Annotated in this window: 19 protein-coding genes and 1 other RNA gene; 10 read left to right on the forward strand and 10 right to left on the reverse strand. The window is 44.1% G+C overall.

Features of this window, described 5'->3' with window-relative positions; translation table 11 throughout:
* The first annotated feature begins 80 nt into the window (after positions 1–80).
* A complete protein-coding gene (locus AC1DU2_RS22505) occupies positions 81–761 on the forward strand; it encodes a hypothetical protein (RefSeq protein WP_477387030.1) in 681 nt (226 codons plus the stop codon).
* A 49-nt stretch (positions 762–810) separates the two neighbouring features.
* On the opposite strand, the gene ssrA is transcribed toward AC1DU2_RS22505, so the two are convergent.
* Positions 811–1179, reverse strand: a transfer-messenger RNA (tmRNA) gene (gene ssrA, locus AC1DU2_RS22510).
* Between the two features lie 129 nt (positions 1180–1308).
* On the reverse strand, positions 1309–7185 hold the full coding sequence (locus AC1DU2_RS22515; RefSeq protein ID WP_477387032.1) for a DUF3320 domain-containing protein: 5877 nt from the start codon (positions 7183–7185) through the stop codon (positions 1309–1311).
* A gap of 503 nt (positions 7186–7688) precedes the next feature.
* Here AC1DU2_RS22515 and AC1DU2_RS22520 point away from each other — a divergent pair.
* Positions 7689–8543 (forward strand): hypothetical protein, encoded by an 855-nt coding sequence (locus AC1DU2_RS22520; protein WP_477365758.1) that lies wholly within the window; start codon positions 7689–7691, stop codon positions 8541–8543.
* A gap of 70 nt (positions 8544–8613) precedes the next feature.
* Here the strand turns inward: AC1DU2_RS22520 and AC1DU2_RS22525 are convergent, their stop codons facing one another.
* The 3 genes from AC1DU2_RS22525 to AC1DU2_RS22535 form a co-directional block, all read right to left on the reverse strand.
* Positions 8614–10137 (reverse strand): Gfo/Idh/MocA family protein, encoded by a 1524-nt coding sequence (locus tag AC1DU2_RS22525; protein WP_477365761.1) that lies wholly within the window; start codon positions 10135–10137, stop codon positions 8614–8616.
* Positions 10138–10142: 5 nt separating this feature from the next.
* Positions 10143–10823 carry a 3-keto-disaccharide hydrolase gene (locus tag AC1DU2_RS22530; RefSeq protein WP_477387034.1) on the reverse strand — a complete coding sequence of 227 codons (681 nt, stop codon included), beginning with the start codon at positions 10821–10823 and terminating at the stop codon, positions 10143–10145.
* Positions 10824–11155: 332 nt separating this feature from the next.
* Positions 11156–11758, reverse strand: a complete 603-nt coding sequence (locus tag AC1DU2_RS22535; RefSeq protein WP_477387036.1) for a hypothetical protein — start codon at positions 11756–11758, stop codon at positions 11156–11158.
* Positions 11759–12415: 657 nt separating this feature from the next.
* Here AC1DU2_RS22535 and AC1DU2_RS22540 point away from each other — a divergent pair.
* The 6 genes from AC1DU2_RS22540 to AC1DU2_RS22565 all read left to right on the forward strand — a co-directional run bounded on the left by AC1DU2_RS22540 (position 12416) and on the right by AC1DU2_RS22565 (position 19850).
* Complete coding sequence (locus tag AC1DU2_RS22540; protein ID WP_477387038.1) at positions 12416–13447, forward strand: sensor histidine kinase; 1032 nt, start codon at positions 12416–12418, stop codon at positions 13445–13447.
* On the forward strand, positions 13444–14148 hold the full coding sequence (locus tag AC1DU2_RS22545) for a LytR/AlgR family response regulator transcription factor (protein WP_477365773.1): 705 nt from the start codon (positions 13444–13446) through the stop codon (positions 14146–14148). Before AC1DU2_RS22540 ends, AC1DU2_RS22545 begins: the two co-directional genes overlap by 4 nt.
* A gap of 216 nt (positions 14149–14364) precedes the next feature.
* Complete coding sequence (locus AC1DU2_RS22550; RefSeq protein WP_477365776.1) at positions 14365–17175, forward strand: TonB-dependent receptor; 2811 nt, start codon at positions 14365–14367, stop codon at positions 17173–17175.
* Entirely contained in the window at positions 17166–17975 is an 810-nt protein-coding gene (locus tag AC1DU2_RS22555) for a DUF4249 domain-containing protein (protein ID WP_477387040.1), read from the forward strand. Before AC1DU2_RS22550 ends, AC1DU2_RS22555 begins: the two co-directional genes overlap by 10 nt.
* A 136-nt stretch (positions 17976–18111) precedes the next feature.
* Positions 18112–19203: an AAA family ATPase gene (locus AC1DU2_RS22560; RefSeq protein ID WP_477365782.1), complete on the forward strand. Its 1092-nt coding sequence runs from the start codon at positions 18112–18114 to the stop codon at positions 19201–19203.
* Positions 19200–19850: a DUF4276 family protein gene (locus tag AC1DU2_RS22565; RefSeq protein ID WP_477387042.1), complete on the forward strand. Its 651-nt coding sequence runs from the start codon at positions 19200–19202 to the stop codon at positions 19848–19850. The genes AC1DU2_RS22560 and AC1DU2_RS22565 overlap by 4 nt, the downstream gene beginning before the upstream one ends.
* A gap of 29 nt (positions 19851–19879) precedes the next feature.
* Here AC1DU2_RS22565 and cls read toward each other — a convergent pair whose 3' ends face one another.
* From cls to AC1DU2_RS22580, 3 genes are all read right to left on the reverse strand, one after another.
* Entirely contained in the window at positions 19880–21325 is a 1446-nt protein-coding gene (gene cls / locus AC1DU2_RS22570) for a cardiolipin synthase (RefSeq protein ID WP_477387044.1), read from the reverse strand.
* A 2-nt stretch (positions 21326–21327) separates the two neighbouring features.
* Positions 21328–22371: a metal-dependent hydrolase gene (locus AC1DU2_RS22575; protein ID WP_477387046.1), complete on the reverse strand. Its 1044-nt coding sequence runs from the start codon at positions 22369–22371 to the stop codon at positions 21328–21330.
* Between the two features lie 77 nt (positions 22372–22448).
* On the reverse strand, positions 22449–23510 hold the full coding sequence (locus AC1DU2_RS22580; RefSeq protein WP_477365794.1) for an acyltransferase: 1062 nt from the start codon (positions 23508–23510) through the stop codon (positions 22449–22451).
* Positions 23511–23639: 129 nt separating this feature from the next.
* Between AC1DU2_RS22580 and AC1DU2_RS22585 the strand changes: the two genes are divergently transcribed.
* Both AC1DU2_RS22585 and AC1DU2_RS22590 read left to right on the forward strand, forming a co-directional pair.
* On the forward strand, positions 23640–23975 hold the full coding sequence (locus AC1DU2_RS22585; protein ID WP_477365797.1) for a hypothetical protein: 336 nt from the start codon (positions 23640–23642) through the stop codon (positions 23973–23975).
* A gap of 76 nt (positions 23976–24051) precedes the next feature.
* Entirely contained in the window at positions 24052–24513 is a 462-nt protein-coding gene (locus AC1DU2_RS22590; protein WP_477365800.1) for a hypothetical protein, read from the forward strand.
* Positions 24514–24564: 51 nt separating this feature from the next.
* On the opposite strand, the gene AC1DU2_RS22595 is transcribed toward AC1DU2_RS22590, so the two are convergent.
* Positions 24565–25938, reverse strand: coding sequence for an outer membrane beta-barrel family protein (locus AC1DU2_RS22595; protein ID WP_477387048.1), 1374 nt, complete (start codon positions 25936–25938; stop codon positions 24565–24567).
* A 127-nt stretch (positions 25939–26065) separates the two neighbouring features.
* Positions 26066–26296: transposase (locus AC1DU2_RS22600; protein WP_477361980.1), on the reverse strand; the 231-nt coding region annotated here is incomplete at its 5' end.

The following is a 26296-nucleotide window of genomic DNA, read 5'->3' on the forward strand; positions in this document are numbered from 1 at the left end:
ATGCCATGGAAAAATCTAATCAATCAACCTATTTATGATAATTCTAATAGTTAGATTTACGTTGACCTTAATAACAATCTATGTTTGGCTTATTCAAAAGGAAAACGATCAAAGAATCAGAAACTCATCAATACCAAAATCAAGAATATCAATTTAAATGGTATGAGTTAGGTGATGAGAACCCATTTAATAAACACATACTCGATATCAGAAGCTTAACACAAAATACCTTGTCTTTTACTAGGGATAAATTCGTTGCAGAATTATTCAATAAACAAAGACAAAGTATCGGACAAGAATTAATTGGTTTTAAAATGGATGGCAGCCAGATGCTGGATGTAAATCTGGAGTATCCACATAATGGCTCGAAAATAGAGGGAGCTGCTTACAAGGCTAAGTGCATGGAAGACAAATGGGACATTTATGGTTGGAATGATATTATATACCTTACAAGAAGTTGGACTGGCGCGGTTGTTTATAAAGCTTTCATAAATGTATCAGATACAAATTTTTCAGTATACAAGATAGAATATGTCCCAACCGAGCATAAGCAAGACAAATTACTGGCTATAAATAATGTGCATTTTTTGATTAAAACACTTGCCTTTGGTGTTGTATACCCCCACATGGTTCCAATATCTTTATCGACAGATAAGGATATTGCATTATACTCCTTCAATCAATTTGGACATAATTGTTGGTACGCATCTTTTGATGAAATACTTGACACCACTTTAAAACCCAGAAAAGAGCAGAATTAATAACAAAAAACCGTAAGCCAAACATACGTTCAACTTACGGTAAGTAATTTTGTGGAGCCGGAGGGATTCGAACCCTCGTCCAAACATGGTATAAGGTAAGCTTTCTACATGCTTAGCTTCTGTTTAATTGTCGGGAACAGGAAGGTCAGTCGCTTACCTGTACCGTGTTCCGTAGGTGCTTTATCTCGCCCGCTTATCACACCCCAAGCAGGCCAGTTTCATTTGTCGATGCCCCTGATGCCGATCCAATGAAACGCAGAACCGGCGGGACAAAAGCTATGCTAATTCTAAATTAGGCAGCTAAGGCGTAGTTATTTTCGCCATTTGTAAGTTTGAGCGTTCAGATTAAAGCGCTAATTCACCCAACGCGCTGCATGCTTACCTACTTATCTCCATCCTGTCAATTCCGGTCGACCCCATTTTTTTGAGTTCGCAATTTGCCGGTGGGCAGTTTGCAGTTAAGGGTACAAAGGTAGTTAAAAAGTTGGCAGTTTTGAGTTAGCAGTTTGCAATATTTATATACGCATTGCTATTTTACGCACACAAATCAACCATTATAAACTACACGCTCGCCATTTACAGTTGCAAAACCCTTGTTCACGGCAATATTAATACCACTTAGCATAGCGCTTTCCACATTGGCGCCTATCCTGGCAAAACCAAACAGCTTCGCCCCTTCCCTTACGAGGTCGGCCCGGGCCAGGCTTACCTGGTTATGAAGAATTTCGCGTATCGCATTTGCTACCTCTTCGGGCGGCAGGTCATCAGCATCCCGTTTATCGGAATCGGTTTTGGCTACGCGGTAGATGCTATAGTTTTCGGGACTTTGGTCTACCTTCCAGAAATAAACATTGCCCCCTGCGGTTTTGGTTTGGGTAAGGTTCATCTGCTCAAATACTCCATCCAGGTGATTAACAAACCGCGCCGTTACCCGGCTAATTCCCCACGCTGCCAAAACCCGCCTGATGAGCAGATCCTTGCTTATGGGCGATTCTGTTTGCAATACATTAAATACCTGCGCTTTCAGCTTGCCACGGTTATGCTGCATAATAAAATCGTCGGCCGTTAGGGTATGAACAGTATCTAAGTGGCTAACCTCGTATTCCTCGGCAACTTTTGAAATAGCCGGGGCTGCCGGCGGGGCTTGCGTTTCCGCAGCAGCCTGGTTAAACGATGGTTTGTTGTTTAAATCTTCGGGGCGCGGTGGTACCGGTTTAGCTTTTTCGGTTACAGCCGGTTCGGCGGCTTTCTTTTTACTTTCTTCTGCCTTAGTAACCGCGTCCATTATGCCGCTGATAACCTTGTCCGGCTTCTCCCACCATTCTGTCGACCAGATTTTGTGCACATTCCATCCTAACGACTTTAACACATCAACCTGTACTATCTCCCTATCGCGCGAGGTGGTTGCCGCATGATAGTTTTTACCATCGGTTAACACACCTAAGATATATGCCGATGGATTTTCCTTATCCACAATGCCAAGGTCGATCCTGAAATCAGAACATCCTATCTGGCTGTGCACTTCATAACCATGTTTACGAACCGATTCGGCTATGCTCAGCTCAAACCCGCCATCTTCTTTTAGTTTTACCGATGCGCGTGGCGGCAAAGCGCTTTTTCCTTTTTCGGCATAAGCTAAAAATGCTTTTAGCCCTGCTACTCCTTCAGATGATGTGCGGTTAAGGTCTATCTGATCTGACCTTAAAGTTGAAAATACTTTCATCTCGTACCTTGCCCTTGATACGGCTACATTCAGCCTCCTCCAGCCGCCATCGCGGTTTACCGGGCCAAAGTTCAGGCTTACCTTCCCCTTCTCGTCCGGCCCATAGCCTATCGAAAACAGGATAACATCGCGTTCATCCCCTTGAACGTTCTCCAGGTTTTTGATAAACAGGGGTTCGCCGGTTTCCAGGGCAATCTTTTCCAGGTCGGGCCTAAGTACAAAGACCTCTGTTAGCATATCATCAATCAGCAGTTGCTGCACCGAGCTAAATGTTACAATACCAATGCTCCTTTTGGCCAGCAACGGATCAGACAATCGCTTAATCACCTCATCAACAATCGCTTTGGCTTCGTACTTGTTTTGCCTGCTCTTGCCTTTATCGTAGTGCCCTTCAACAGGCACAAAACTTACTTTGCTGGTAATATCATCTGTTGACGGAAAGGTAAGCAGCTTGTTATCATAATACTTGGCGTTGCTAAACGCAATTAAACTTTCGTGTTTGCTCCTGTAATGCCACAGCAAGTGTTGTGATGGCATGGATAGCGCGAGGCAATCGTCCAGGATGCTTTCAAGGTCTTCCTTCTCCACATTGTCCTCATCAAAGTTATTGGTGGCAAAAAAGCTGGTCGGCGGCATTTGTTTAGGGTCGCCAACTACTATTACATTTGTACCACGGGCAATGGCGCCAACTGCTTCGCAGGTGGGCAATTGGGATGCTTCATCAAATATCACCAGGTCGAACTTGGGGTTCCCGGCATCAAAATACTGGGCTACCGATATCGGGCTCATCAGCATACAAGGGGCCAGCCGGTGCAGCAAATTAGGAATGCCGTCAAAAATCTTCCGGATAGACATAGCGCGGCCATTATTCCTGATCACCCGCTGCAACATACCAATTTCCGAACTTTGTGAAGCCTCCTGCGTAAACGACGGGATGTTTGCTGCCAGCCTTGCATATAACTCCTGCCGGGTAAGCATTTCAAACTTGCTGCTCACCTCGCGAAATTTTCTTATTTTTTCGCCAAACAGGCCACTGTTAAAACTGGCCAGCTCCGGGTGCAGGCTTAATATATATTCGGCTGCCGAGCGGTAAAATCCTTTCTGAAACTGCCTCACCAGGTCGGCATTTGCCATATTACCTTTTTCGTAAGCGGTAAGCAAGGGGTCTAATCCCGCGGCCAGGGCTTTATCCCGTGTCAATGTCCAGTTGTACCAATCTTTCAATTCATCCAGGTGTTGCACCCACTTAACGGCCTCATCAATCAGGTCGGCAGTGTAATCGCCGGTAACAATGGGCAACGTGGCAAAGTTTATACCCAACAGTTGTTGAATTTGCCCTTCGGTAGTTGTCACTTGCTGTTCTGTAGCTAGTAAGCCGCTTAGCGTGCCGGAGTTTTGGATAATAAACGCCCTGCTGCCTTCGGTAAACTCGCGCGATAATGTCGCTCGCCACTCCCTTAACTGGGTAGCACCTACATGCGTTCCTGCGGCGCGGTTAATATTGATAACGGCGTCGCTGATACGGATCAACGCGTCCCAGTCGGGATCGCCATTTTTCCATAAAAAGCCGAGCAGGCCGGGTAAAAAAGAGGATTTGTCAATCACATCCTGTTCTGCACGGAAGGCTATCACCTGCTGCAAGTCCTGAACTATAGCCGATTTATCAATTTGCCCTGTGGCCGAAAGCGCACGCATATTTTTAACAATTGCCCGCTGGCCCAACCACCGTGGTAAAAACCATTTACCGTCGGCAATATTCCATTCAGATAAAATTCTTTGGGCTGGTATACTTAAAACCTCCTTTTGGTACCGGCCAAGCAAGGCCGAACGTAGTTTATCGCGCTGTTGCCCGTGGGTCGCAACGCCTACCACCTGGGCAAAGGTTTGCTCCAGGAAATCGGCCTGCAGCAATGAAGCCGGGATATCGGGCAATTCAAGCAGTAAGCTTACCAGGGTATGTAACGATTGCTGCTGTTCCTTGCTTTTAACCAACCCGTTTATTTTCAGCAACCTGCTTACACCAACAAGCTGGCTTTGGTATTTGCTTAAATGGTCAAGCAGGTGCTCAATCAATTGGCCGGCATCTTGCTTTACCTGGTTATTATACTGCTGCAAACGCATGTATTGCAGGGCATGATTGGCCGGCTGCCCTATCAGTGCACCGGCTACCTGTAATTCTTCGGCCACATCGTGCCAGGCAGTTAGCTTTGCAGGGTTTAGCTGCGCTATCGCGGCTGATGCAAAATATACCCTATCCTCCCCTTTTTCAAAACGGCTGTAGTTGCTAAACAGATCAAACAACGAATACCCGAACAGGTATTTTTTATGCAGCACTTCAACATAGGTATTCAACTCATTTCGCAGGGCAAACAGGCGGTCGGCCTCGTCGCGGTGGCTTTCGGGGGCGGCTTTACGGGCCACCTCGGTAGCTGCTTTCAGCTGCTCCAACACTGCTGTTTTTTTTGATTTGTTGGAATGTAGTTCGAGGCAGAAATCGCCTATGCCTATCGATTCCAGTCTATCTTCTACCACCTCAAGAGCAGCTTTTTTTGCAGCTACAAAAAGCACCCGCTTCCCTGCATATAAGGCATTGGCAATAATATTGGTAATAGTTTGCGACTTACCGGTTCCCGGGGGCCCGTGCAGCACAAAGCTTTTATCCTGGCCCGAACTCACGATGGCCTGCAACTGCGACGAATCGGTACTGATGGGGAGCGCGATATTTGCCGGGTGCAGCTGGCTATCCTGTATCAGCGATACATCGGCATTTTCCTGTGCCTGCCACTCCAGCTTGCCCGATACCAGGCTGGCTACCACCTTATTGCGATAAAGATGTTCGGCATTGTTATGAATATCGTTCCAGAGGATAAATTTACTGAACGAGAATGTACCCAGTACCGCCTGTTCCTCCACATCCCACCTTGATTTGGCCATAATGGCCTGGCGTACAATGTTAAATATCAGCTTTACATCTACCCCACTTTCGTCTTTAGGTAATGTATCCAGGCCGCCAATGGTGATTCCAAAATCCTGCCTTATCATTTCAAGCAAGGTAATGTTCACCATGGTTTCCTCGTCGCGGCTACGAATTACATAGCCTTTTTGAGCCGATTTACGGATGATCTCGACCGGAATAAGCAACACAGGAGCATACCTTGGCCGCTCGCTGGCATCAGTTTCGTACCATCTTAGCAAGCCCAGGCCGATATAAAGGGTGTTAGCTCCATTCTCCTCGATGGATAACCGCGAGGCCCGGAATAAACCGGTAAGGCCGTTGGTTAGCTCCGGCTCGGGTAAAAAGCTACGGATACGTTTTTGACTCAGCTCGTGCTGTATCAGCTCGGCAATCGGGTCCGATTGGTGCAGCGCCTGGTACATACCGGCATCGCGCAGCGAGTTATCCCAATCGGCCGGCCTTGGCAACACCTGGAATTCCTGCCCATCGGCAAGGGCATCTTCCAGTTTACCTACATTCACGGTCATAAACTGTACTACGCTTTTGGTTATCCGGATATTGAGCAGGCTATTACGCAACGTAAGGTCAAGTAATTTACGTTCCCAGAGGCGTTGCTTGGAAATCTCGATATGATCTACATTTTTTAGCTTTTGCCCGGCGTAAATTTCGTCGGGCAGGGCGTTGGCCCGCTCCTGGCGGCTTTCTTCAATAATCTCCCAGCCTGCAGCGGTTTGTATCCGCAAGGGCAACGGTCGTATCCCGCTAAAACGGGCCCGCTTAATATCTATAAACAATATAAATTCGCTGGCGTTCAGCATCTTTTGCCCCGCCGATGCCGCAGCCGAATCAAATGAGGTATTGTTGCCGGCATTCATGCAGGTAGCTTCTACAATGGCTATCTCGCTTATGCCATCCGCCGTACGTTTGGTAATAAGCGATGGATCGTCATTCACTGCATCGGCAAATGATTCGTCAACCAGCCAGCCGCCGGCAACGGCGTGCCCTTTCACTATGATAATAATCGGGTGGATACCCACGGCCTCCATACAGGCGGCGTATAACAACGATAGGTCGAGGCAATTGGCCAGCCTGTTGGCAAATATGGCATCGCACAAACGGATGCGCTGTCCGCTTTCTTCAAAGCTGGCAGGTACGGTACAATATATCAGTTGCTGCTCGGCAATGGCCTCGTAAATGGCGGCCATTTGCTTACGTACCCTATCGGGGCTGCGGCTTTGGTAATCATCAAATGACGGGTTATCCGTCCAGCTTTGTAAAATGGCAGATGCCCGGCGAAGGATCTTCGGTATTTCCGGGTGATTAGGTGTTACAAAAGCCGCCAGCATCTCGGGCAGCAAGCTCAATCCGTTCCATTGGTCGTAAGCAAGCAGTTCTATCGGGCGATTTTCAGCCAATAGCAGTTCATCGCCGTTACGGATAATGATATTTATGGTACCCGATACCTTCTCGGTTAATTCGGCCAGGTATTGGGCTGATAGATTGAGCTGTATAGCACCTGTTTCAAAGGCATCCCCTTGTTTTACATACCCGTAAATCCTTTTCCATGAAGGCGCAAAAGTCGGTTCAACAGTAATTTCAACTTCCAGGGCATTCCAATCGGCCCCGGTAGTGTTGTTAATTACCAGCGACCGGATTACCGGCACATGGTTTTGCTGAAGGGCGAAATTGATTACAGGGGTATATGTAAGGTTGATATCTGTTGCTGTTAAAATACGCGTGCTCATATTAGTTGAAAAGATAGATATTTATTTTTATCTGTTCCATATTAAACGCTGCGAATGTGTTTTTTTAATATACCCAGGTAAAATATGGGTATTGGGGCTGGTAGAAGTGGCCCATTCTGAATCTCCCCCGGTTGGGGAGGCTTAATTATATTCCTCTGAGTCTGCCCGAACAAGTTGTTTCGTATACACGAGCCTTATGTAAAAAAAGTTGTCATTTCGAAACGAGGTACGAGTGAGAAATCTTGTACGCCCTGCATCACAATTATCCGCCCGGAATGCAGGGCGTACAAGATTTCTCCTCACGCCAGCGTTCAAGCCCCTCCCATGTTCGTTCGAAATGACATTTTTTCCTTACCGATACACTTCTACAAAACCCTGTACACGCCGTAACCTCACGTCGAGCATTTACATGCACCTTAAATTTTACATTTCTTAAAAAGCAACCATTTACCCTTTTTTAGAGTAATGACTAATAAAATCAACTACATCTTAAATTAAAACCTATGAAAAATTACAAGTTACCTCATGCTATCATTGCTGTGTTTGTAAGCATTGTGCTGTTGGGCTCCTCATGCAGTAAAAGTTCGAACCGGATTATACCAACGCCGGAATTAACCGGAGTTGTGCTGACCGATAATGCCACCTTCGGCAAATTACTTACAGATAACAACGGATTCTCGCTTTATTTTTTCTCTAAAGATGTAAGCGGCGCTTCGGCCTGTGTTGACGGTTGCGCTACTACCTGGCCCGTATTTTACAAAGCAGGGTTGACCATTGGCGCCGGCCTGACATCATCAGATTTTGGTGTGATTGACAGGCCCGACGGCAGTAAACAAAGTACCTATAAAGGATGGCCATTATATTATTACAGCAAAGACCTTAAAGCCGGTGATACCAATGGTGATAAGGTTGCCAACCTTTGGGCCATAGCCAAAGCCGACTATACTATTATGTTTGGCAACGCCCAGCTTATCGGGCTGGACAAAGCCCAGTACACCGATCAAGGCATTGCAGGCACGGGAGCATCGCAATTTATAACTGATGACAAGGGGCTTACATTGTACATGTTTAGCAAAGATGCATCCGGCAAAAACAATTTTACCAAAGCCGATTTTAGCAATAATGCCGCGTGGCCCATTTTTGAGGTTACCGGGGTAGCCAGCATCCCCTCAATTTTTGATAAAACCCAGTTTACCACTATTAACGTATTCGGAAAAACACAACTTGTTTATAAAGGGCATCCGCTATACCATTTTGGACAGGATGCCGCAACCCGGGGCAATACCAACGGCGTAAGCTTCCCTGTACCAGGTAGTGCTATCTGGAAGGTGACTAACAGTACAACAGTAGCTTTATAAATTGACAAAAAACATTTTAACCGGGCGGGTGACATTTATCACTCGCCCGGTTTTATATTTCCCGGGTTAATTACAATTTCAGTTCGCCCCAACCATGCCGGTAAGTACGGCGGATGTATTGGTTGGCGGGTTCAAAGTTGGTTACGCGCATGTTTTCGCCATCCCAATTCAAGCCGGTGTACCTGCCGCTGAATTTGTAGCCTTCCATGTTGCCATAAACCGGATCGTTGCGTTTTATTTTCTCGCGCAGGTTAAAGGTGCGCAGCAACAGGTTGCCCATCAGCACTGTTTCTGTCAATGGCCCTGCATACCCCACAAATGGCGAATCCACCTCCATTTTGCCGTAACCAGCTATACTGGCATCAACCCACTGCCACCAATGGCCATCCATACCGCCGGCAACGCGCGGGTATTTTTCGGGTACGTTTATATCCTTGTTTAGCGACAGCGGCAGCAGTCGGGGATGGCTCCCTCCCCATCCGCAGGAAACTTTTCCTTTGGTGCCGATGAATAATGTACAGCCTTCAAAATCATTTTCGCCGGGGAAATCGCCCAACGCTTCATTCATGTTTAAGGCTGGGTCAAGCTCGTTAAGGCGCTCGGGCGTTATGCCGCCGTCCATCCAATGCAAATCGAGGTTTTTACCATTTTGCTGCTTAAATTTAAACTTGATAGCACTGGATACCGGCCCGCTTTCGGGGTAAATACCTTCTTTAAAAATGCCGCTGTAAACGGTGCTGGCACTGCCCGAAACTTCGGTTGGATAACCCAGGCCAAGCAGTTTAAAAGGAGGCCCCATAATGTGGCATCCCATATCGCCCAGCGCACCGGTGCCAAACTCCCACCAGCCGCGCCAGTTAAAGGGCACCAGGTTATCAATATAGTTGATTTGCTTTGCAGTACCCAGCCACAAATCCCATTTGAGTTCTTTAGGAATTGGCGGGCTTGTTTTTGGCCAGGAAATGCCTTGCGGCCAAACCGGCCTGTCGGTCCAGCAGTATACTTTCTCGATATCGCCTATCAGGCCGGCTTCAAACCATTCGCGCATGGTGCGCATACCATCACAGGATGCACCCTGATCGCCCATTTGGGTTACCACCTGGTATTTTTCGGATGCCTGGGTTAATATACGGGCTTCGTAAATATCGTGTGTTAATGGCTTTTGCAGATATAAATGCTTTTTGAGCTGCATGGCGCTCAACCCAACCAAAGCGTGGTTATGATCGGGGATGGCCACGGTTACAGCATCAAAGTTTTTATGCTGCTTATCAAACAACTCGCGCCAGTCATGATAATAAGGCGCTTTGGGGAACTCTTTGCGGCGTGGTGCGGCCTGCCTGTCGTCAACATCGCATAAAAAGGCTATAACGGCATTTTTTTTAGGCGCGGTGGCAAAGTGCTTAATATCGTTCTCGGCCTCCCCGCCGCAGCCTATCGCGGCAATATACAGCTTATCGCTTGGCGCGGTGTAACCCTTGCCACCCAGCACAAAACGGGGTACAATGTAAAAACCGGCCGTAGCTATAGCGGCCTTTTTTATAAAGTCGGCACGGCTTATGCCATTATTGCCTGTTGCTTCATCCAATTGCTCCATAGTCATTATTTATGCAATGGTTTAACAGCTACTTCCTTAAAAAAAACCACATCGTCATCGCCATGGTTTTGCAAGCCTATGTAGCCCTCATTGGGGCGGATGCCGCGGAACGGCTCAAAATCAAATTTACGTGCCGGTGTCGGGTCCCCCTCCTTATAGTCGGTTACTTTTTGACCGTTAACAACAACTATAGTTCGCGGGCCATCCAGTGTAATTTCCATGGTATTCCACTGCGGGCCGGGCTTGCCGGGTTTGGCCAATGGCTTGGTAAGCGAGTACAGGGTGCCGGTAATATGGTAGTCGTCCTCTTTGGAGGTTTCCGGATGGTTATCTATCTGCACTTCATAACCATAAAATACGGGCATCCATTCCTCGCGTGGCTCCAGCGGTATGCGGATGAATACACCGGCATTGCTGTTAAACTTTTGCATTTTATAAACTACGCGGATGGTGCAATTGCTAAATTTTTCTTTCGTCCAGTACAATAAGCCCATCCCCCCGTGGCTGCCGGTTAAGCCATCCTTTACATAGCGGCTGCCCTTGCCCACCTGTTTCCAGCCGTTAAGGTCTTTACCGTTAAAAAGCTGTCGCCAGCCATCCTTATTTTGCGCTTTGGCATCTACAGAAAATAAAATAACGAAAAACAAACAGCCAAACAGGCCTTGCTGAAAGTGCGTTTTGATCATGGCAGACAGGAATTAAATGGTTTATAATTGGTTGTACTAATGTATAGATATTTATTGGAATGATGCAAGCGGGGGTGGATTCTGCAGGCTGATTTAATACAGATACATGAACGCATTTACGATAACCTTACCTATATCATAACATAAAATTTAATACACTACCCGGTGCTGAAAAACTCAATCAAGCTTAAAATTGAGCAATAAACAGCAATAACGACTTACGGTGAATAATATCGCAATTGATAGCATTGGCAATAACAACAGGCTTACCAGCTAACAGTGGATAGCAAAACCAGTGGTCTAAGAAATTGTAGCCTAAACGATATTGGATACTAAATAACTTCCTCTTTTTGTTGATTGACCAACCTGTTTATTCTTGGTTGTAATATCCAGATGCCGATGCAGAAAAACCAGATGAGGAAAAACTCGCCGGTAAAATCGCTAAAGGTAACCTCGCGCTGAAGCTCGACTGTTTTAATAGTTTTTGCGGCAAAATACATACAGTAAAAAATGCAGAACATGCTAAATAAATGCAGCGGAACAATAACTGAAAAAGCCAATAAAATTGGTGCCGGGTTATGAACGTTATTAAAATGGGGAGACAAAAATAAGGTAGGAAGAGTTATACAAAGGACTGTTATATATATTACAGGGATAAGCAGAAAAACCTTAAATAAAGTACCTTTCATTTTTATACCCGCAGGAACCATGCTTTGTAAGCCTGTGGCCACCGACCAAAACCAGCCAAACATTGTGCCCATAAACAGCAACATAAGCAGCGGAAAAAATTTAAAATAGCTAAATATAAAATCGGGACCGGCGTTAGGGCTCAAACCCGTAATAATACTGCCCATCATTACTATTTGCAGCAACATAGGGATACCAAACGATAAAAGGAACAATTGCCAGTGTTTGGCGCGTAAAAAAATATGCATAGCGGTTTGTGGGTTTAAGGTTTAAAACAACGAGTAAAGATCGCGACTTTCAATGGCTAAGATAATTGTTTTGTTGATTTTTTAACGGACCTAATTATATATTTTGCAAGGCACTTGATAGTACTAAGTAAAAAGAACGGTGAAGCTGGCCTTCCGGTTATTCAACAATCATCAGGCAGCAAATAAAATAAGGCCGAAAAACTCTCGCAGTTTTATCGGCCTTTACATCTACCTATGAAAAACAATCCTTTGAGAAGGATATTAAGTTATATTCAATTGCAATGCCAATTATTAAATGTGGGTTAAAAGCCTTAAAACAGCACTTAATTTTAAGTTGCGTAATAGTTTGTGGAAATTACGCCACTATTATTGTGTAATAATGACGCAGTGGGGCGGTTGGTCATTGGTCATTGGTCATTGGTCATTGGTCATTGGTCATTGGTCATTGGTCATTGGTCATTGGTCATTATAGAAAACTCCTTGACTTATGATTATTTTAACTATTTAACATAATGCCAACTCAGAACTCAGAACTCAGAACTCAGAACTCAGAACTCAGAACTCAGAACTCAGAACTAAAACCCCTTTCGTCGGCACATTTCAGCCGCTCGTCTATTGTATTTAATACGATGGATAAATGCGTTTACCTTAGCCCGCATGTTTAACCGCATAAAGCCGGCGCTTGTTATCGAGGTGTTTATCCACTTGCTATTTTGGGCGCTTATTATTTATACCCCTATTATTTCCCGACCGGACATGCGGGGCATGCCCCAGCACTTTTTTTCGCCCGGGCGTATTATCACCTTCAACCTGGTACTTGCCGCCGAGTTTTACCTGAATGCCTTTGTACTCATTCCCAAGGTTTTAAAAAAGAATATCTGGTTTTATTTTTTGGCTTTACTGGCATCATTTGTAGTTTTTAATATCGTGTTATTATATGCCAGGCCGCATTTCCCGCTGCCTAATGTGAAAGATATGGAAGGCCGGGCACCACACGGGCCTTTCTTTGTACTGTTTCCGTTACTATCTATAACTGCCGGCAGCTTCGCCTACCATTACCTTGCCGATCAGTTTAGGGCGATGAATAAAAAGAAGGATATAACCAATGCCTCGCTCCTGTCCGAACTGGCTTTTCTGCGTTCGCAAATCAGTCCGCACTTTATATTTAACGTTATAAACAGCGCTGTGGCATTATCCAGGTTAAATCCTGCGGCAGTTGAGCCTACGCTTATACAATTATCAAAATTATTGCGTTACATGCTGTATGTTACTGATGCCGAAATGGTAACGGTGCAAAAAAAAGAAGATTACCTGCGCAGTTATATCGACCTGCAACAACTGCGCTTTGGCGACCTGGTAAAAATTTACTTTAAATCGGATATAAAAGCGCCTGATAAAACTATCGAGCCCATGCTGCTGATCCCTTTTGTGGAGAATGCCTTTAAGCACGGTACCGGCGATATTGCCAGGCCCGATATAGCGGTCACGCTTTTTGCCGACGAAGAAACACTGCGGTTTACAGTACAAAACGTGTATAACGCAGCGGAAAAGCAAAAGGATAATGACAGCGGCATTGGTTTAGCCAACGTAAAACGGCGGCTGGAACTACTTTACCCCGGTAAACACAACTTATACATCAATAAAAACGAACAAACTTATATTGTAATGCTGCAAATTGAACTTAAATGATGCGATGCCTGATTATTGACGACGAGCCGCTGGCCCTTGACCTGCTGGAAGATAACCTGAAACATGTGCATAGCATACAAATAGCAGCGCGCTGCCGCAATGCCGGTGAAGCCATCCTGGCCATGCAGAAGGAGCAGATCGACCTGATATTTTGCGATATCTATATGCCCGGCATCAATGGTTTACAGCTTATTAAAAGCCTCACCCAGCGCCCCATGGTGATATTCGTAACGGCTTATGAAAAATTTGCACTGGAAGGTTTTGAACTGGATGTAATTGATTACCTGGTAAAACCGGTGCCGCTTGACCGTTTTTTAAAAGCCTGTCACAAAGCTATCGACCTGTTTGAACTTCGCCGGAGTTATGTACCCCAGCCTGTGGTAAAAAATTATTTCTTTTTGCATGCCGATTACAACCTCATCAAAATCAGCTTTGACCAGGTGGAATATATTGAAGGGCTCAAAGACTATGTGAAGGTTCATTTCACCAATCAGCAAAAACCGGTATTATCACGCATCAGCCTTAAGGCTGTGGAACTGCAATTGCCTGCCGAGCAGTTTTTCAGGGTGCATAAATCATTCGTGGTAAACCTGCAGCACGTATCCCAGCTTCGCAGAGCCCGCATAAAACTCGTCAATACCGAAGTGCCCCTAAGCGACAGCTACAGGGAGGTGATTAATAAAATGATTGGGAAGGTGTGAGTTGGTGAGGGTTGATTGGGTTGATTAGTTTATTCATGTAAGAAAATATAAATTTTCCCTTACTCCAACTTAATCTAACCCAATCTAACTTAATCAACCACTCACCAACCCACTACACATTCCCCCCATTTATCTACACAAGGTCTCCTGATGTCGCATTTATTTTAAGTGGATGAAAATAGGGTGCAATTTCGTTGCAAAGAAAATACACCCCTAATGAAGAGATTTTCCTTATTGTTATTTACCATCGTAGCTTTAGGCCATTCGGCCACACAGGCACAGCAAACACAAAAAAAGCTGAAGGACATTATCGTCAACCACTTTTTTTTGTGCACGCTTGATCAAATGCTTGATACCATATCAACCACCTACCAAATCCGTATTGTGTATGATAAAAACCAACTGGAGGGTATGGATGTGGTTGAGCATTTTTTTGAAGAGCCTTTAAAAAACATCATCAAACAAGTTTGCCAGGAACACGATTTGAAGTACTGGATTGAATCTACCGGCACCATTTACATTCTGAAAAACACCGACGACCTGGCCCGGCTGAAAAAACTAAACCAACTTTCGTTACAGGCGGCAAATGCCAAAATAAAACGTAAAAAGACCGATGATGACGACCAGGACATAGCGCCAAAGATAGCCCCCAAGCACTTTATGTTCAGCATAAACGGGCGGGTGATCGATCAGCTAACCGGCGAGTCGCTTCCATCAGCTTCGGTGAAGATCCGGAACTCCGACCTCACCGCAATGAGTAATTCTGATGGTTATTTTACTTTTTTACGGGTACCATCAGACACCTGTGTGGTAGAAGTATCCTATTCGGGCTACCAAACAGACTATTTCAGGCTTAGCAGCGATAAAATCAACAACACGCTGATATGTGGGCTGTACGCATCGCTAAACACATTAAATGAAGTTAATATTACCGGCAAAAAAAGCGGAGTTATGAACACTGATAGCAGGCAGGTGGGCGTGCTCCAGCTTTCGCCGGCAAATTTAGATAAACTGCCAACCATGGGCGATAAGGATATTCTGCGTGCCTTTCAGCTGATGCCTGGTGTGAGCGGCACAAACGAATCATCGTCGGGCGCCTATGTGCGTGGCGGCACACCCGATCAAAACCTAGTTTTGCTGGATGGCTTTACCGTTTACCAGGTTGATCACTTATACGGCTTTTTTAGCGCCTTTAACGCCAGTGCAGTTAAGGATGTGCAGCTTTATAAAGGTGGCTTTACCTCCAAATACGGCGGCAGGCTATCAAGCGTTACCGAAATTAACGGCAAGGAAGGCAATAAAAACGAAACCAATATGGGTGTCGACCTGAGCTTATTAAGCGCGAGCGGCTTCCTGGAGACACCGCTTTCCAAAAATGAAACACTGTTGCTCTCCATCAGGCGATCATACCAGGGGCCTTTTTATAACAAGATATTTAACCAGTTTAACCAGACAACCACATTCCAGGGAGGCGGTGGCGGCGGTTTTGGCGGCCGTGGAGGTGGCGGCTTTGCCAACCAGGTAACTCCGGCCTCGTATTTTTACGATGCCAACGCCAAATACACCTATACCATCAGCGATAAGGATAAACTTTCGGTAAGCTATTACTCCGGAACCGATAAAACCGATAACAGCCGTACCCTTGGCTTACCTCCGGGCCTGTCAGGATCGGGCAGCGGAATTGGCATTACCGATTACACCAAATACGGCAACCTGGGCAGCAGTGTAAAATGGTTCAGGCAGTGGGGTAAAAAACTGTACTCCAACAATTACATTACCTACTCCTCGTATTTCAACAACCGGGAACGCGCCAGTTCGGGCGGCTCGTTGCTGGATAGCAATGGTATTGCCCACACCTTTAGCAACAGCACGGTAGAAACTAATCACCTGAAAGATGTTGGCTATAAATCTGAATGGGAATGGCAAGCCGGCGAAACTTACAAGCTGCTTTTTGGTGGTTTTGTTAACTATAAAAAAATTGATTACGAATACACACAAAACGATACCGGCAAACTGATTAACCAACATAACAACGCCATGCTGGAGGGTGTTTATGCCGAGCTTTCTATCGACCCGAATAACAACTTCCACATCCAGCCTGGCTTGCGGACCAGCTATTATGGCCCAACGGGCAAGCCTTATTTTGAACCCCGGGTATCGGCCAGTTATAATTTGAACGAACATTTTACGGTAAAGGGTGCTACCGGGCAGTTTTACCAGTTTGAGAACCAGGTGATACGGCAAGACATCCTTGCCGGCGACCGTAACTTTTGGGTATTATCCAACGGCGGCAATATCCCGGTTGGCATGGCCCGGCATTATATAGGCGGCCTTAGCTATGAAAATGATGAATTTTTGATTAGTGTGGAAAGCTATTACAAAACCCTAACCGGGCTTACGCAATACACCGTGAAGCAAACCCAAACGGGGGGTGGCGGTTTCAGGATGGCCGCGCCGCAAACACAAACTGTTACCGAAGATTTTTACACAGGTACCGGTCGCGATGCCGGTGTTGAATTACTGATACAAAAAAAACTGGGAAACTACACCGGCTGGGTAAGCTATACGCTTGCCAAAGCCCAGAATAAATTTGCCGCCTTCGGCGATTATTATTACGATGCTAACCAGGATGTAAGGCATGAGTTTAAATCCATCAATATGTACCATTACAACAGGTTTAACTTTGCAGCAACATTCCTGTTCAGTACCGGCAGGCCCTATACTGCCCCCCTATCAACTTATACCATTCAAACAGCCGACGGTAACAGTAAAACTTACCTGAACATCAGCGATAAAAACGGCGAACGCCTGCCCGCCTACCACCGTCTGGATATGTCGGTATCGTATGACCTGCTGAAGATTGACGGGCATAAAGTAGGCTCGATAGGCCTGTCATTCTTCAACGTTTACAACCATACCAATACCTGGTATAAAGAATACCAGGTGCAAAATAACCAGGTGATAACCACCAATGTAAATTACCTGGGCTTTACCCCCAACCTAACACTCAGCTTAAGATGGAAATAAAAACATATACGCGCTATATCGCATTGAGTTTAATGAGCAGTTTGCTACTGCTGGCATCGTGTAAAAAAAATCAATCGGATATATTGGCTACCAATAAACCGGTGGTAGAATCATACCTTATTCCCGGCCAGGTATTAAGTATCAAAGTTTACCAGCAAAAGGCCCTTACCGATACTACAACTTACGGAGCGGCACTTACAGGTTTAAGCATCAGCGTATCTGATGGCAGCAAAAGCGTTAAACTAACCGAAAGCGCAAGCGGCACGTATACCTATGCCGATCAATCGTTTATCGCTACCGGTAAAACGTATACCATGCAGTTTACCTATGCCGGTGTAGAGATCAGTGCGACTACTATCATGCCGGGCAAACCTGCAGATTTTACCCTGTCGGATAGTATATTTCATGTCCCCAGCACCATCAACCCCTTATATGCTGATGTGGCGAGGGCGAGCATTAAATGGAGTAACCCAGATTCGCTGTACCACCTGCTGGTGTTCAAAAATCTTGACAACGATCCCTATTATATATCTTACATCCGCAGCAATAATAAGCCCAGCTTCCAGATTAACGCGGAGCGGGCATCTTATTACAACCTGGTACAATCGTCATTTAACTATTACGGCCATTATAAAGTGATATTAATGCGGGTTAACCAGGAATACATCAACATACTGACAACCAATATCACCCGCGATTCGCAGGCTTTGCTTAACGAGCCCACCAATGTTACCAACGGCCTGGGCATTTTTACGGCTATGCAAACAGATACGTTGAGTTTAAGGGTGACTACGCAATAAAAAGTGATATAAAACTCTTAACTTAAGAAATCGTTTAAGAACTAAATTAATTAACTTACTTTCGATTTTTGATCGCAGTATTTTATTAGGGTAGTATAAACAATTATGTGGGAGTATAATAAATCGAAGTTTTGCTATGGCGCATAAACTGAATAACATACTTATCGAGGGGTTTAAATCGATAAAAAAACTTGATATAGAAATAGATGACCTTAATGTTTTAATTGGCCCTAATGGTGCAGGTAAATCTAATTTTATAGGGTTGTTTAAATTTTTAAGGGAGGTTATTGAAAGCCATCTTCAAATTTATACTGGTGTCAATGGCGGCGCAAATAAGCTATTATATTACGGCAGTAAAACCACAAAAAAATTACACGTATCGTTAAATTTCGCCCCTAATTATTACGAATTTAGTTTATTGCCCACCGCGAATGATTCATTCTTATTTGAAAACGAATATTGCTATTTCGACACTTCGGTAGATACTGTTTTCAAAGAAAATATAAATAATGGAGGTAGGGAATCTAAACTTGAAGAAACGATAAACAGAAAGGTTATCAAAAGCGTTCAGACATATGTTTTTGATGTATTAAAAAGCTGGCGACTTTATCATTTTCATGATACCAGTTCAAGTGCCGCTGTAAAAAAAACGGGCGACATAACTGATGTAGATTATCTGCGGGGCGATGCCTCAAATTTAGCTGCATTTTTTTATCACATGAAATTGGTTAATGAAAAACACTATAACCGGATTGTAAAAACGGTGGAATTAGTTGTGCCGTATTTTAAAGACTTTGTACTAAGACCTAACCCTTTCAACAAATCAACGATTATGTTGGAGTGGCAGGATAAAAATTCTGACGTGATATTCAACGCCAACGATTTATCTGATGGTTCGTTACGTTTTATTTGCCTGGCGACATTATTATTGCAACCTGAGCTTCCACCGTTAATATTATTAGATGAGCCAGAATTAGGTCTGCATCCATCGGCAATAACCTTATTGGGATCATTAATCAGGAAAGCATCTAAAAAAGCGCAGATTATTATTTCAACCCAGTCGGTTAATCTTGTAAACGAGTTTGAGCCCAAAAACATCCTGGTGGTTGAAAATAAAGATGGCAGTTCAACATTTACCCGTTTGGATGAGGGAAGCTTAGGTTCCTGGCTTAAACTTTATTCAATAGGCGAACTATGGGAGCAAAATGTATTGGGAGGTAAACCGTGATTCGAATAAATATAATATGCGAGGGTTCTACAGAAGAAAACTTTATCTCCAAAGTCCTTTATCCCCACTTTATTCTTAAAAACATACTGGTAACCGCCCGCAATATAAAAACCGGATCAAGTTACGGTAAACTTAAGGCGAATGTTATTCAATGGTTAAAAGAAGATTCCGGTGCTTACGTAACAACACTTTTAGACATTTATGGCATGGGAAATAAGTATCCGGGGTATGAAGAAAGCAAAGCTATGGAACCCTATGCAAAAGCTATAGCTATTGAGCAGGCGTTTAAATTGGATATTAAAAACGCGGATTTATCTGTTTATAGGTTTATACCTCATTTTCAACTTCATGAATTTGAAGCCTTGCTATTTTCAGATTGTGTTGTTCTTGAAGAATTTTTATCGTTAGATTATAATTTCCCGGTTGGAGCATTGCAAAATATCAGAAACAAATTTGAAACTCCCGAACATATTAACGATAGTCCGCTAACCTCGCCGTCCAAGAGAATACTATCTGTTATACCGTCCTATGAAAAAGTTGCAGACGGAATTTTGATTGCAGAAGCAATAAGTTTAGATAAACTAAGGGCCGCTTGTCGCCATTTTAACAATTGGCTTACCACACTTGAAAACTTAAAATCAGCGTAATAGTTTTTTTTCGGATAGATGATTCCCAATTACAACAGCGGCGATAAAAGTCTGATGAGTTTTTCGGGCAGTTGTTTAAACAGGGTGCGTTTGGCCCAGGTTTTTGGATTGATTTTAACGGCATCTTTAATATCCGCGTAAAAAGCATCGCTTAACTGGCCGGCTATTGTATCGTCATATATCATGCTGTTCACTTCAAAATTAAGTTCAAAGCTCCGGTGATCCATATTGGCGGTGCCAACAATGGCCAGTTGCCCATCGGCTACTATGGTTTTGGCGTGTACAAATCCTTTGCGATACAGGTAAATTTCGACACCGGCCTCTAAAATTTCGCCATAGTACGACCGGGCAGCGGCGTTTACCAATGCAGAGTCGGACTTGCCCGGAACCAGGAGTTTCACCTTAACGCCGCTACGCGCGGCTACATTAAGTGCATCCAGGATACTTTCGCCGGGGATAAAATATGGCGAGGTTATCAGCAGCTCCTCTTCGGCCATACCAATGGCCTGGATGAGCGAGAACATGATGGTAGGTATGTCCGAGTCGGGTCCGCTGGCGGCAATTTGTACTACGGCCTGCCCCTTGTCACTTTTGGTCGAGCAGAAGAAATTCTTCTCCAAAGGCAGTTTTTTGCCCGAACTAAAATTCCAGTCGCAGATAAAAAGATATTGCAGGTAATATACGCCGGGGCCATTGATGCGCACATGCGTGTCCCGCCAATACAGCTTTTTTTTGCCCTGGTTGTTTATATACCTGTCGCTTACGTTAATGCCTCCTACAAAGCCTGTGCAGCCATCAATCACGATGATTTTGCGATGGTCGCGGTAATTAGTACGGTTGGATAGCGCTATGAACAGGATCTTATAAAAAGGATAAGCCTCCACCCCTCCGGCTATTAACTCGGGCACCAGGGTGTGGCGTATGGAGCGGCTGCCAAAATCATCATAAATAAAACGCACTTTAACCCCCTCGGAAGCCTTTTGGATCAGGATATCTTTTATCTGGTTGCCAATGTTATCATCCTCATAAATATAGTATTCCATGTGGATGTGGTGCCTGGCATTTTTTAAGGCAGTTATTACATCAGGAAATTTCTCTTCGCCATTAATGTAAAGTTTAACATCGTTATTACAGGTTAGCGGGCTGTTGTCATTCAGCAGCATGCGGGCCAATTTTTTATGGCCTTTTAATTCTTCTTCCCCACTATTCCAGCTCCTTTCGGATTCCTTTATCACCTGTTCACGAATCTCGGCTAATAGCTTGCTGTCGCTTACTATCTTTTTGGAGTAGAGTTTATTTTTGCGGTAATTGGCACCTACGGCAAAATAAATAACCATACCGATTACCGGCATAAGAATGGTAACAAGCAAATACGCGAAAGTTTTAGTTGCCGACCTTATATCATATAAAATGCGCAGACAAACAAAAACAACCAGGAGAAGATAAATGCCAATTGCGGGTAAATACCAGTTCATTATTAAATTTTGTGATTAGGTTTATTTTCGATAACTGATTTGCCCAGTATACGCTTTACATAAATTTTAAGCGTATAACCGTCCCAGCCGCTCAGGCGGCCTTTTTGCAGCAGCATGGCCTGGTTTTTACCGGCAACCAGCGGATAACTAAAGGCAAACGGCGCATCGGTAACTGCCCAGCCCTGTACCTGCCCAAACCGCAACACGTTGATATTGATGTCATTTCCCGCTTTGGTTATGGTGTAGTATTTGTCGGAAAACCTAACCAAGCTATTTACTACGGTTTTGTTTTCAACGCCATTTAATAACGAATCATTTTGGGCATGAAACTGATAAGCTAATGAATTTTCATTATCATCAAATACCGAACTATAGGCCGTGTTATAACCATTGTTTACCGGCGCAACAATGTACCAAAACATGCTGGTAAAGGGCGCTGGCGTAATTAAATAGGGTGGTTGAACCTGGCCTATTTCGAGCGAAGCCTGCACCTTGCGGCTTATATACAATTTGCTGAAACAGGCCAGGCACAAGTATAACCCCGAGAGCATAACAGCCGCAAAAGCCCATTTTGCCCGGCCTCTGTAGCTGATATTTTTAAATACCAAAACCACGAAGGCTACAAGCAAACCCATGGTAAATAAAGGATCGGCCACATAAAGCAGGTTGACCGAAAATCGTTGATGGCTAAAAGGTTCCAGCAGGCCGGTGCCGTAGGCATTACAGGTATCCAACAAATCGTGCAGCATCAATTGCGTACAAAAAAACAGTGCAAGCATAATAAACGGCAGGTAAACCTTATGATGTATACGCCGGGCCAAAAAGGCTAAGGCCAAGCCGACAACTACCCCGAAGACTAAGGAATGGGTTACACCACGATGAGCCAAAAGCGCCTGTTCAGGCGGAAGAAATAAAGCCCCGGCGGCATCAATATCAGGCAGGCTTTGGGCTATCGCTCCCCATAGCAATGCCTGTTTGCCCAATTTTTTACCCAATACAAGTTCGCCAATGCAGGCGCCTAAAGTAATATGGGTAACTGAATCCATTGGCCGGTTTTATATTTTGTTTTGATAATGAATTTTCGCAGATATTGTTTGCGGCTTATTAATTATTGTATTGGTTGCTATCCAACCAAATGTTTAATTACCGGCACCTTGCTCATGCCATATACCAACAGCCACGACAGTAAAAAGCAAACAAAAGCTATTAACGGAATACTTACTACCGGGTTAAAAATGGTAAAGTTAATATCGTTTAAATCAAATATATTTAGCACCAAAGCGTGGCTTAAGTAAATGCCAAAGGTATATTTACCGGCATTATTACAAACACGCTTCACGGTTGTATTAAGCTTCACTTTGGTGTATTTAGCTATCAAAAAAGCGCATGTGGCCAACACAACAACAAAAGGCCCAACCGGTTCATAAAAGAATGTTTTAAGTTCATGATCTTTTACCTGTAGATAGTAAGTCCCCCAGCTTATTAAAGCCACCAGGGCGACGAACACAAGGGCAGCAATATATGGCAATGCCCGTAAGTTGAACCGCTTATAAGTGAGGTAATGCCCTAATACCAGGTAGCCAATATAGCCCGTAAAATTATGAAGATCGACAGCGGTATTAAAAATGCTTAAATATGGCGTGGCCAGCAACACCGCCAAAAACCAAATCACCAGAAAATACAATATTTCCTTTTCGGTGGCATGCTGTACAAACTTACTTAAAACAGGAATAAACAGGTACAGCCCTATTAACAGGTACACATACCATAAATGATAATAAGCTCCTGATTTTAGTTGATTTAAAACAAATTTTACATCTGGCCACAAATGACCGGTAAATGCAAACTCCTCGTTATACAGGCGGTAGGCAACGTAAACCAGGCTCCAGAAAATAAATGGGAGGATTAACCGGCCAATCCGTTTTTTTAAAAAATCGCCCAACTCATACTCGCGATGCAGTAATAAAGCCCCGGTTATCATTACAAAAACCGGCACCGCAAAACGTACCAGTGCGTTGTAAACATCGCCCGTGAGCCAATCATTTAAAGGCACACTTTTATAGCCAAAAAGCAAGGGCGATGCAGTATGTAACACGATGACGGCAAACATGCTGATTAGCCGCAAATTATTTATCCATTCAATGTTGTGATCTTTATTGTTTACAACCGCTTCGCTAAATTTCATTGGCTAAACTTATGTATTTTTTTGATTTGACAAGATGCATTTTATTTATTGACGACCGATTTTCAATTGGATTTTAAGCTGATAACGGCGCTTCGCCACCATCCTGCCAAAAAACATTATCTTTGCCTAATGCTGTCCAGGTTAATGAAATCTTTATTGGTGGTTACTTTGTTCTTCGCTTTGCATATGAGCGGGCCTGGACAGGTACACGCTTATACCGGCAAACAGGGCAGCAATAAAGCGAGTGTCAAACAAAACACCCGCCATGACCAATTAATTGCCGAGACGAATACCGAGGTTAACGCGCCTGCCTTACAGGTTACGGCACATCCGGCAGCTTTCTTTACCGCTGTTGAACTGGGCGCACCTTATACGCTTGCAAGGCTCAATATTAGCAAGGCTTCAAATGTGCCACCGTCCCGGTTTTACCGGCTCATCCTTTTCCCCTTTCATGGTTTTTGGTAAACCCATGCTGATTTAATTTTTTTATAACTCCTTGCGTTTAATATAACGCTTATTTATTCAATTTTAATTATCAAGCATGAACCATATAACGGAAAATGCCCTGGTTGCGGGCACCCTATTAGCTGTATTTATTATCCCGGTAGTGATTATCACCCGCCGATCAAAACAAAAAAGATTTGCCGCGCTAAACCAGCGCCTGCAGGCAATTGCAAATGAACATCACCTCAGTTTAAGCCGGTCGGAGTTTATCGGTAATAAGATCATTGGCTGGGCACAATCGGGTAAAGCTTTGCTCTTTGGATCGCAGGAAACCGTGACCGTAAACGACCTGAATAACGCTACCCGCTGTTATATTTTAAAAAGCATGAATGGCACTGCGGTAAAATCAATCATTTTGCAAATTGCCGACCAGGCCAACAGGCAGGTTTGCAGCATACCGTTTTACCAGCAATTTATTGACAATGAATTAAAGCTGAAACAACTGGAAACCCAGGCAAAAGACTGGGAGGCTTTACTAAACAGCCAGTTTCAAAAATAATTTATCTGTTAAAGAAAACCCCGGCTAATTCGCCGGGGTTTAATTCTTTTTTTAGTTCTTCACCCTGTTTTGCTCACTTTCGGCACCGTTTGCATCGTGTTTGCGCAAACCGGAAATTGTTTTGCCAAAGCGATAGCTTAACGATAGCGCAATGTTGCGGCTATCGCCAAGGTTTGTCCAATTGGCGCGGGTATTTGCCAGGTTGTTAATAACGCCGCCGCCATTGAATGTATAAAAAATATCATTGGCCACCAGGCTGACGGTAAAGGATGGTGAAAACTTTTTAGATACAGATGCATTAACACGCCCCCTGCTTTTTGTTACAAACTGGGCATTTGTTATTTTACTTTGATAACCGCCATCCAGTTGGGTTGTCCAATCATGCGGTAGTTTAAACTTGAATACCGGCCTTACAAAAAAGTATGTTCCCTGTGTGTTTAACGTACCGGTATAAAATTCGCTTACCGAGTGTATATTGGAAACCCTTGAATACAAATGAAAGTTAAGCCATTTGGCAAGATCGAAACCCGCGTCGGCTGCGATACCCTTTACCGTTATACTGCCTAAATTGCCTGGCCGGCTATAGTAAATACCATTTAATATCTCGATAGTTTCGTTTACATCGTCCTGCGTATTGCTGTAGTTTAGGGTTACTGTAACGTTTTTCCAGTTATAGGCCAACTCAATGTTGTTGGTATACGATGGCTTAAGGAATGGATTACCGGTATAATAGGTAAACTTATCCAGGGGCGACAAAAAAGGATTTAAGTCCTCGTAATACGGCCTGTCAATCCGCCGTCCATAATTCAGGCTGATGCTCTGGCTGCCTGCTGTATCCAGTTTATATTGCAGGTAAACAGTTGGAAACAAACCATTGTAATTTCGCTTAAACGTTGAATCGGTTTTTTGCACATTGCCTAACTGGTGCCCGTTTGATGCGGTGTTTTCAAACCTCAACCCGGCCTGCGCCGAAAATCGCTTCCAATCTTTACTTGTATTAATATAGGCGGCGTTTATTTGTTCCTTGTAAATAAAGTGATTGGTTTTACCATAATCGGGGTTGGTTACATTGTTGATGGTATAAAAGTAGTTGGCAATATTATCCGTTTGGGTGTTACTGATTTTAACCCCGGCCTCCAGTTTAACGCCGTTATTTAAAGGGTGTGTATAATCTGTTTTGGCCGAGTAGATGTGAATATTTTCGGGCAGGTTACCTGTGAGCAGGTCATTACTTATCACTGTTCCATCCGGTAAATAGCCGGTATTCAAAAACGATTGCTTTGTGCTGTTATCGTAGTTCAAATAATCAAAGTCGACTGTAAGCTCCTGCCCTTTTTTGTTATACTGGTGGCGGTAATTAAGGTTTACATTGCCGTTCTTAAAGTTAATATGCTCCTTATTATCGGCTACAATAGTCGAATCCAAAACGTTGGCGGCATCAAGTAATTTGCTGGTATTACGGGTATTGATATCGCCGGGATTTAATAAGCCAAATATATTGATGCCGATTGTAGTTTTATCAGATACGTAGTAGTCAGCCAGGGCTGACGCATTAGAAATTTTTATTAGCGATAAGCGTTAACAGAAATTTATGGTTCCAACCAGCCATTTTTCGTTTGGCCTTCAGGCTGGCCTTGCTGGTTTTATCAGCTTTCAGAATATTTAAGGCTATTTTTCTGACGACTGCCAGGTTTTGAGCGGCCTGCCTGTTGCGTGTGGTATTGTAGTCTTCGCCAAAACCAACATCCAGTTGCCAGTGCAACTGATTTTCTATCCCCCAATG

It is taken from the genome of Mucilaginibacter sp. P4_C11, from assembly GCF_056402115.1.

Coding starts and splice junctions, on each gene's coding strand:
- AC1DU2_RS22560 (WP_477365782.1), top strand. CDS start 18,112: ATGGCGCATAAACTGAATAACATACTTATCGAGGGGTTTAAATCGATA.
- AC1DU2_RS22525 (WP_477365761.1), bottom strand. CDS start 10,137: ATGGAGCAATTGGATGAAGCAACAGGCAATAATGGCATAAGCCGTGCC.
- AC1DU2_RS22590 (WP_477365800.1), top strand. CDS start 24,052: ATGAACCATATAACGGAAAATGCCCTGGTTGCGGGCACCCTATTAGCT.
- cls (WP_477387044.1), bottom strand. CDS start 21,325: ATGAACTGGTATTTACCCGCAATTGGCATTTATCTTCTCCTGGTTGTT.
- AC1DU2_RS22545 (WP_477365773.1), top strand. CDS start 13,444: ATGATGCGATGCCTGATTATTGACGACGAGCCGCTGGCCCTTGACCTG.
- AC1DU2_RS22530 (WP_477387034.1), bottom strand. CDS start 10,823: ATGATCAAAACGCACTTTCAGCAAGGCCTGTTTGGCTGTTTGTTTTTC.
- AC1DU2_RS22515 (WP_477387032.1), bottom strand. CDS start 7,185: ATGAGCACGCGTATTTTAACAGCAACAGATATCAACCTTACATATACC.
- AC1DU2_RS22580 (WP_477365794.1), bottom strand. CDS start 23,510: ATGAAATTTAGCGAAGCGGTTGTAAACAATAAAGATCACAACATTGAA.
- AC1DU2_RS22555 (WP_477387040.1), top strand. CDS start 17,166: ATGGAAATAAAAACATATACGCGCTATATCGCATTGAGTTTAATGAGC.
- AC1DU2_RS22520 (WP_477365758.1), top strand. CDS start 7,689: ATGAAAAATTACAAGTTACCTCATGCTATCATTGCTGTGTTTGTAAGC.
- AC1DU2_RS22585 (WP_477365797.1), top strand. CDS start 23,640: ATGCTGTCCAGGTTAATGAAATCTTTATTGGTGGTTACTTTGTTCTTC.
- AC1DU2_RS22550 (WP_477365776.1), top strand. CDS start 14,365: ATGAAGAGATTTTCCTTATTGTTATTTACCATCGTAGCTTTAGGCCAT.
- AC1DU2_RS22535 (WP_477387036.1), bottom strand. CDS start 11,758: ATGCATATTTTTTTACGCGCCAAACACTGGCAATTGTTCCTTTTATCG.
- AC1DU2_RS22540 (WP_477387038.1), top strand. CDS start 12,416: ATGTTTAACCGCATAAAGCCGGCGCTTGTTATCGAGGTGTTTATCCAC.
- AC1DU2_RS22575 (WP_477387046.1), bottom strand. CDS start 22,371: ATGGATTCAGTTACCCATATTACTTTAGGCGCCTGCATTGGCGAACTT.
- AC1DU2_RS22505 (WP_477387030.1), top strand. CDS start 81: ATGTTTGGCTTATTCAAAAGGAAAACGATCAAAGAATCAGAAACTCAT.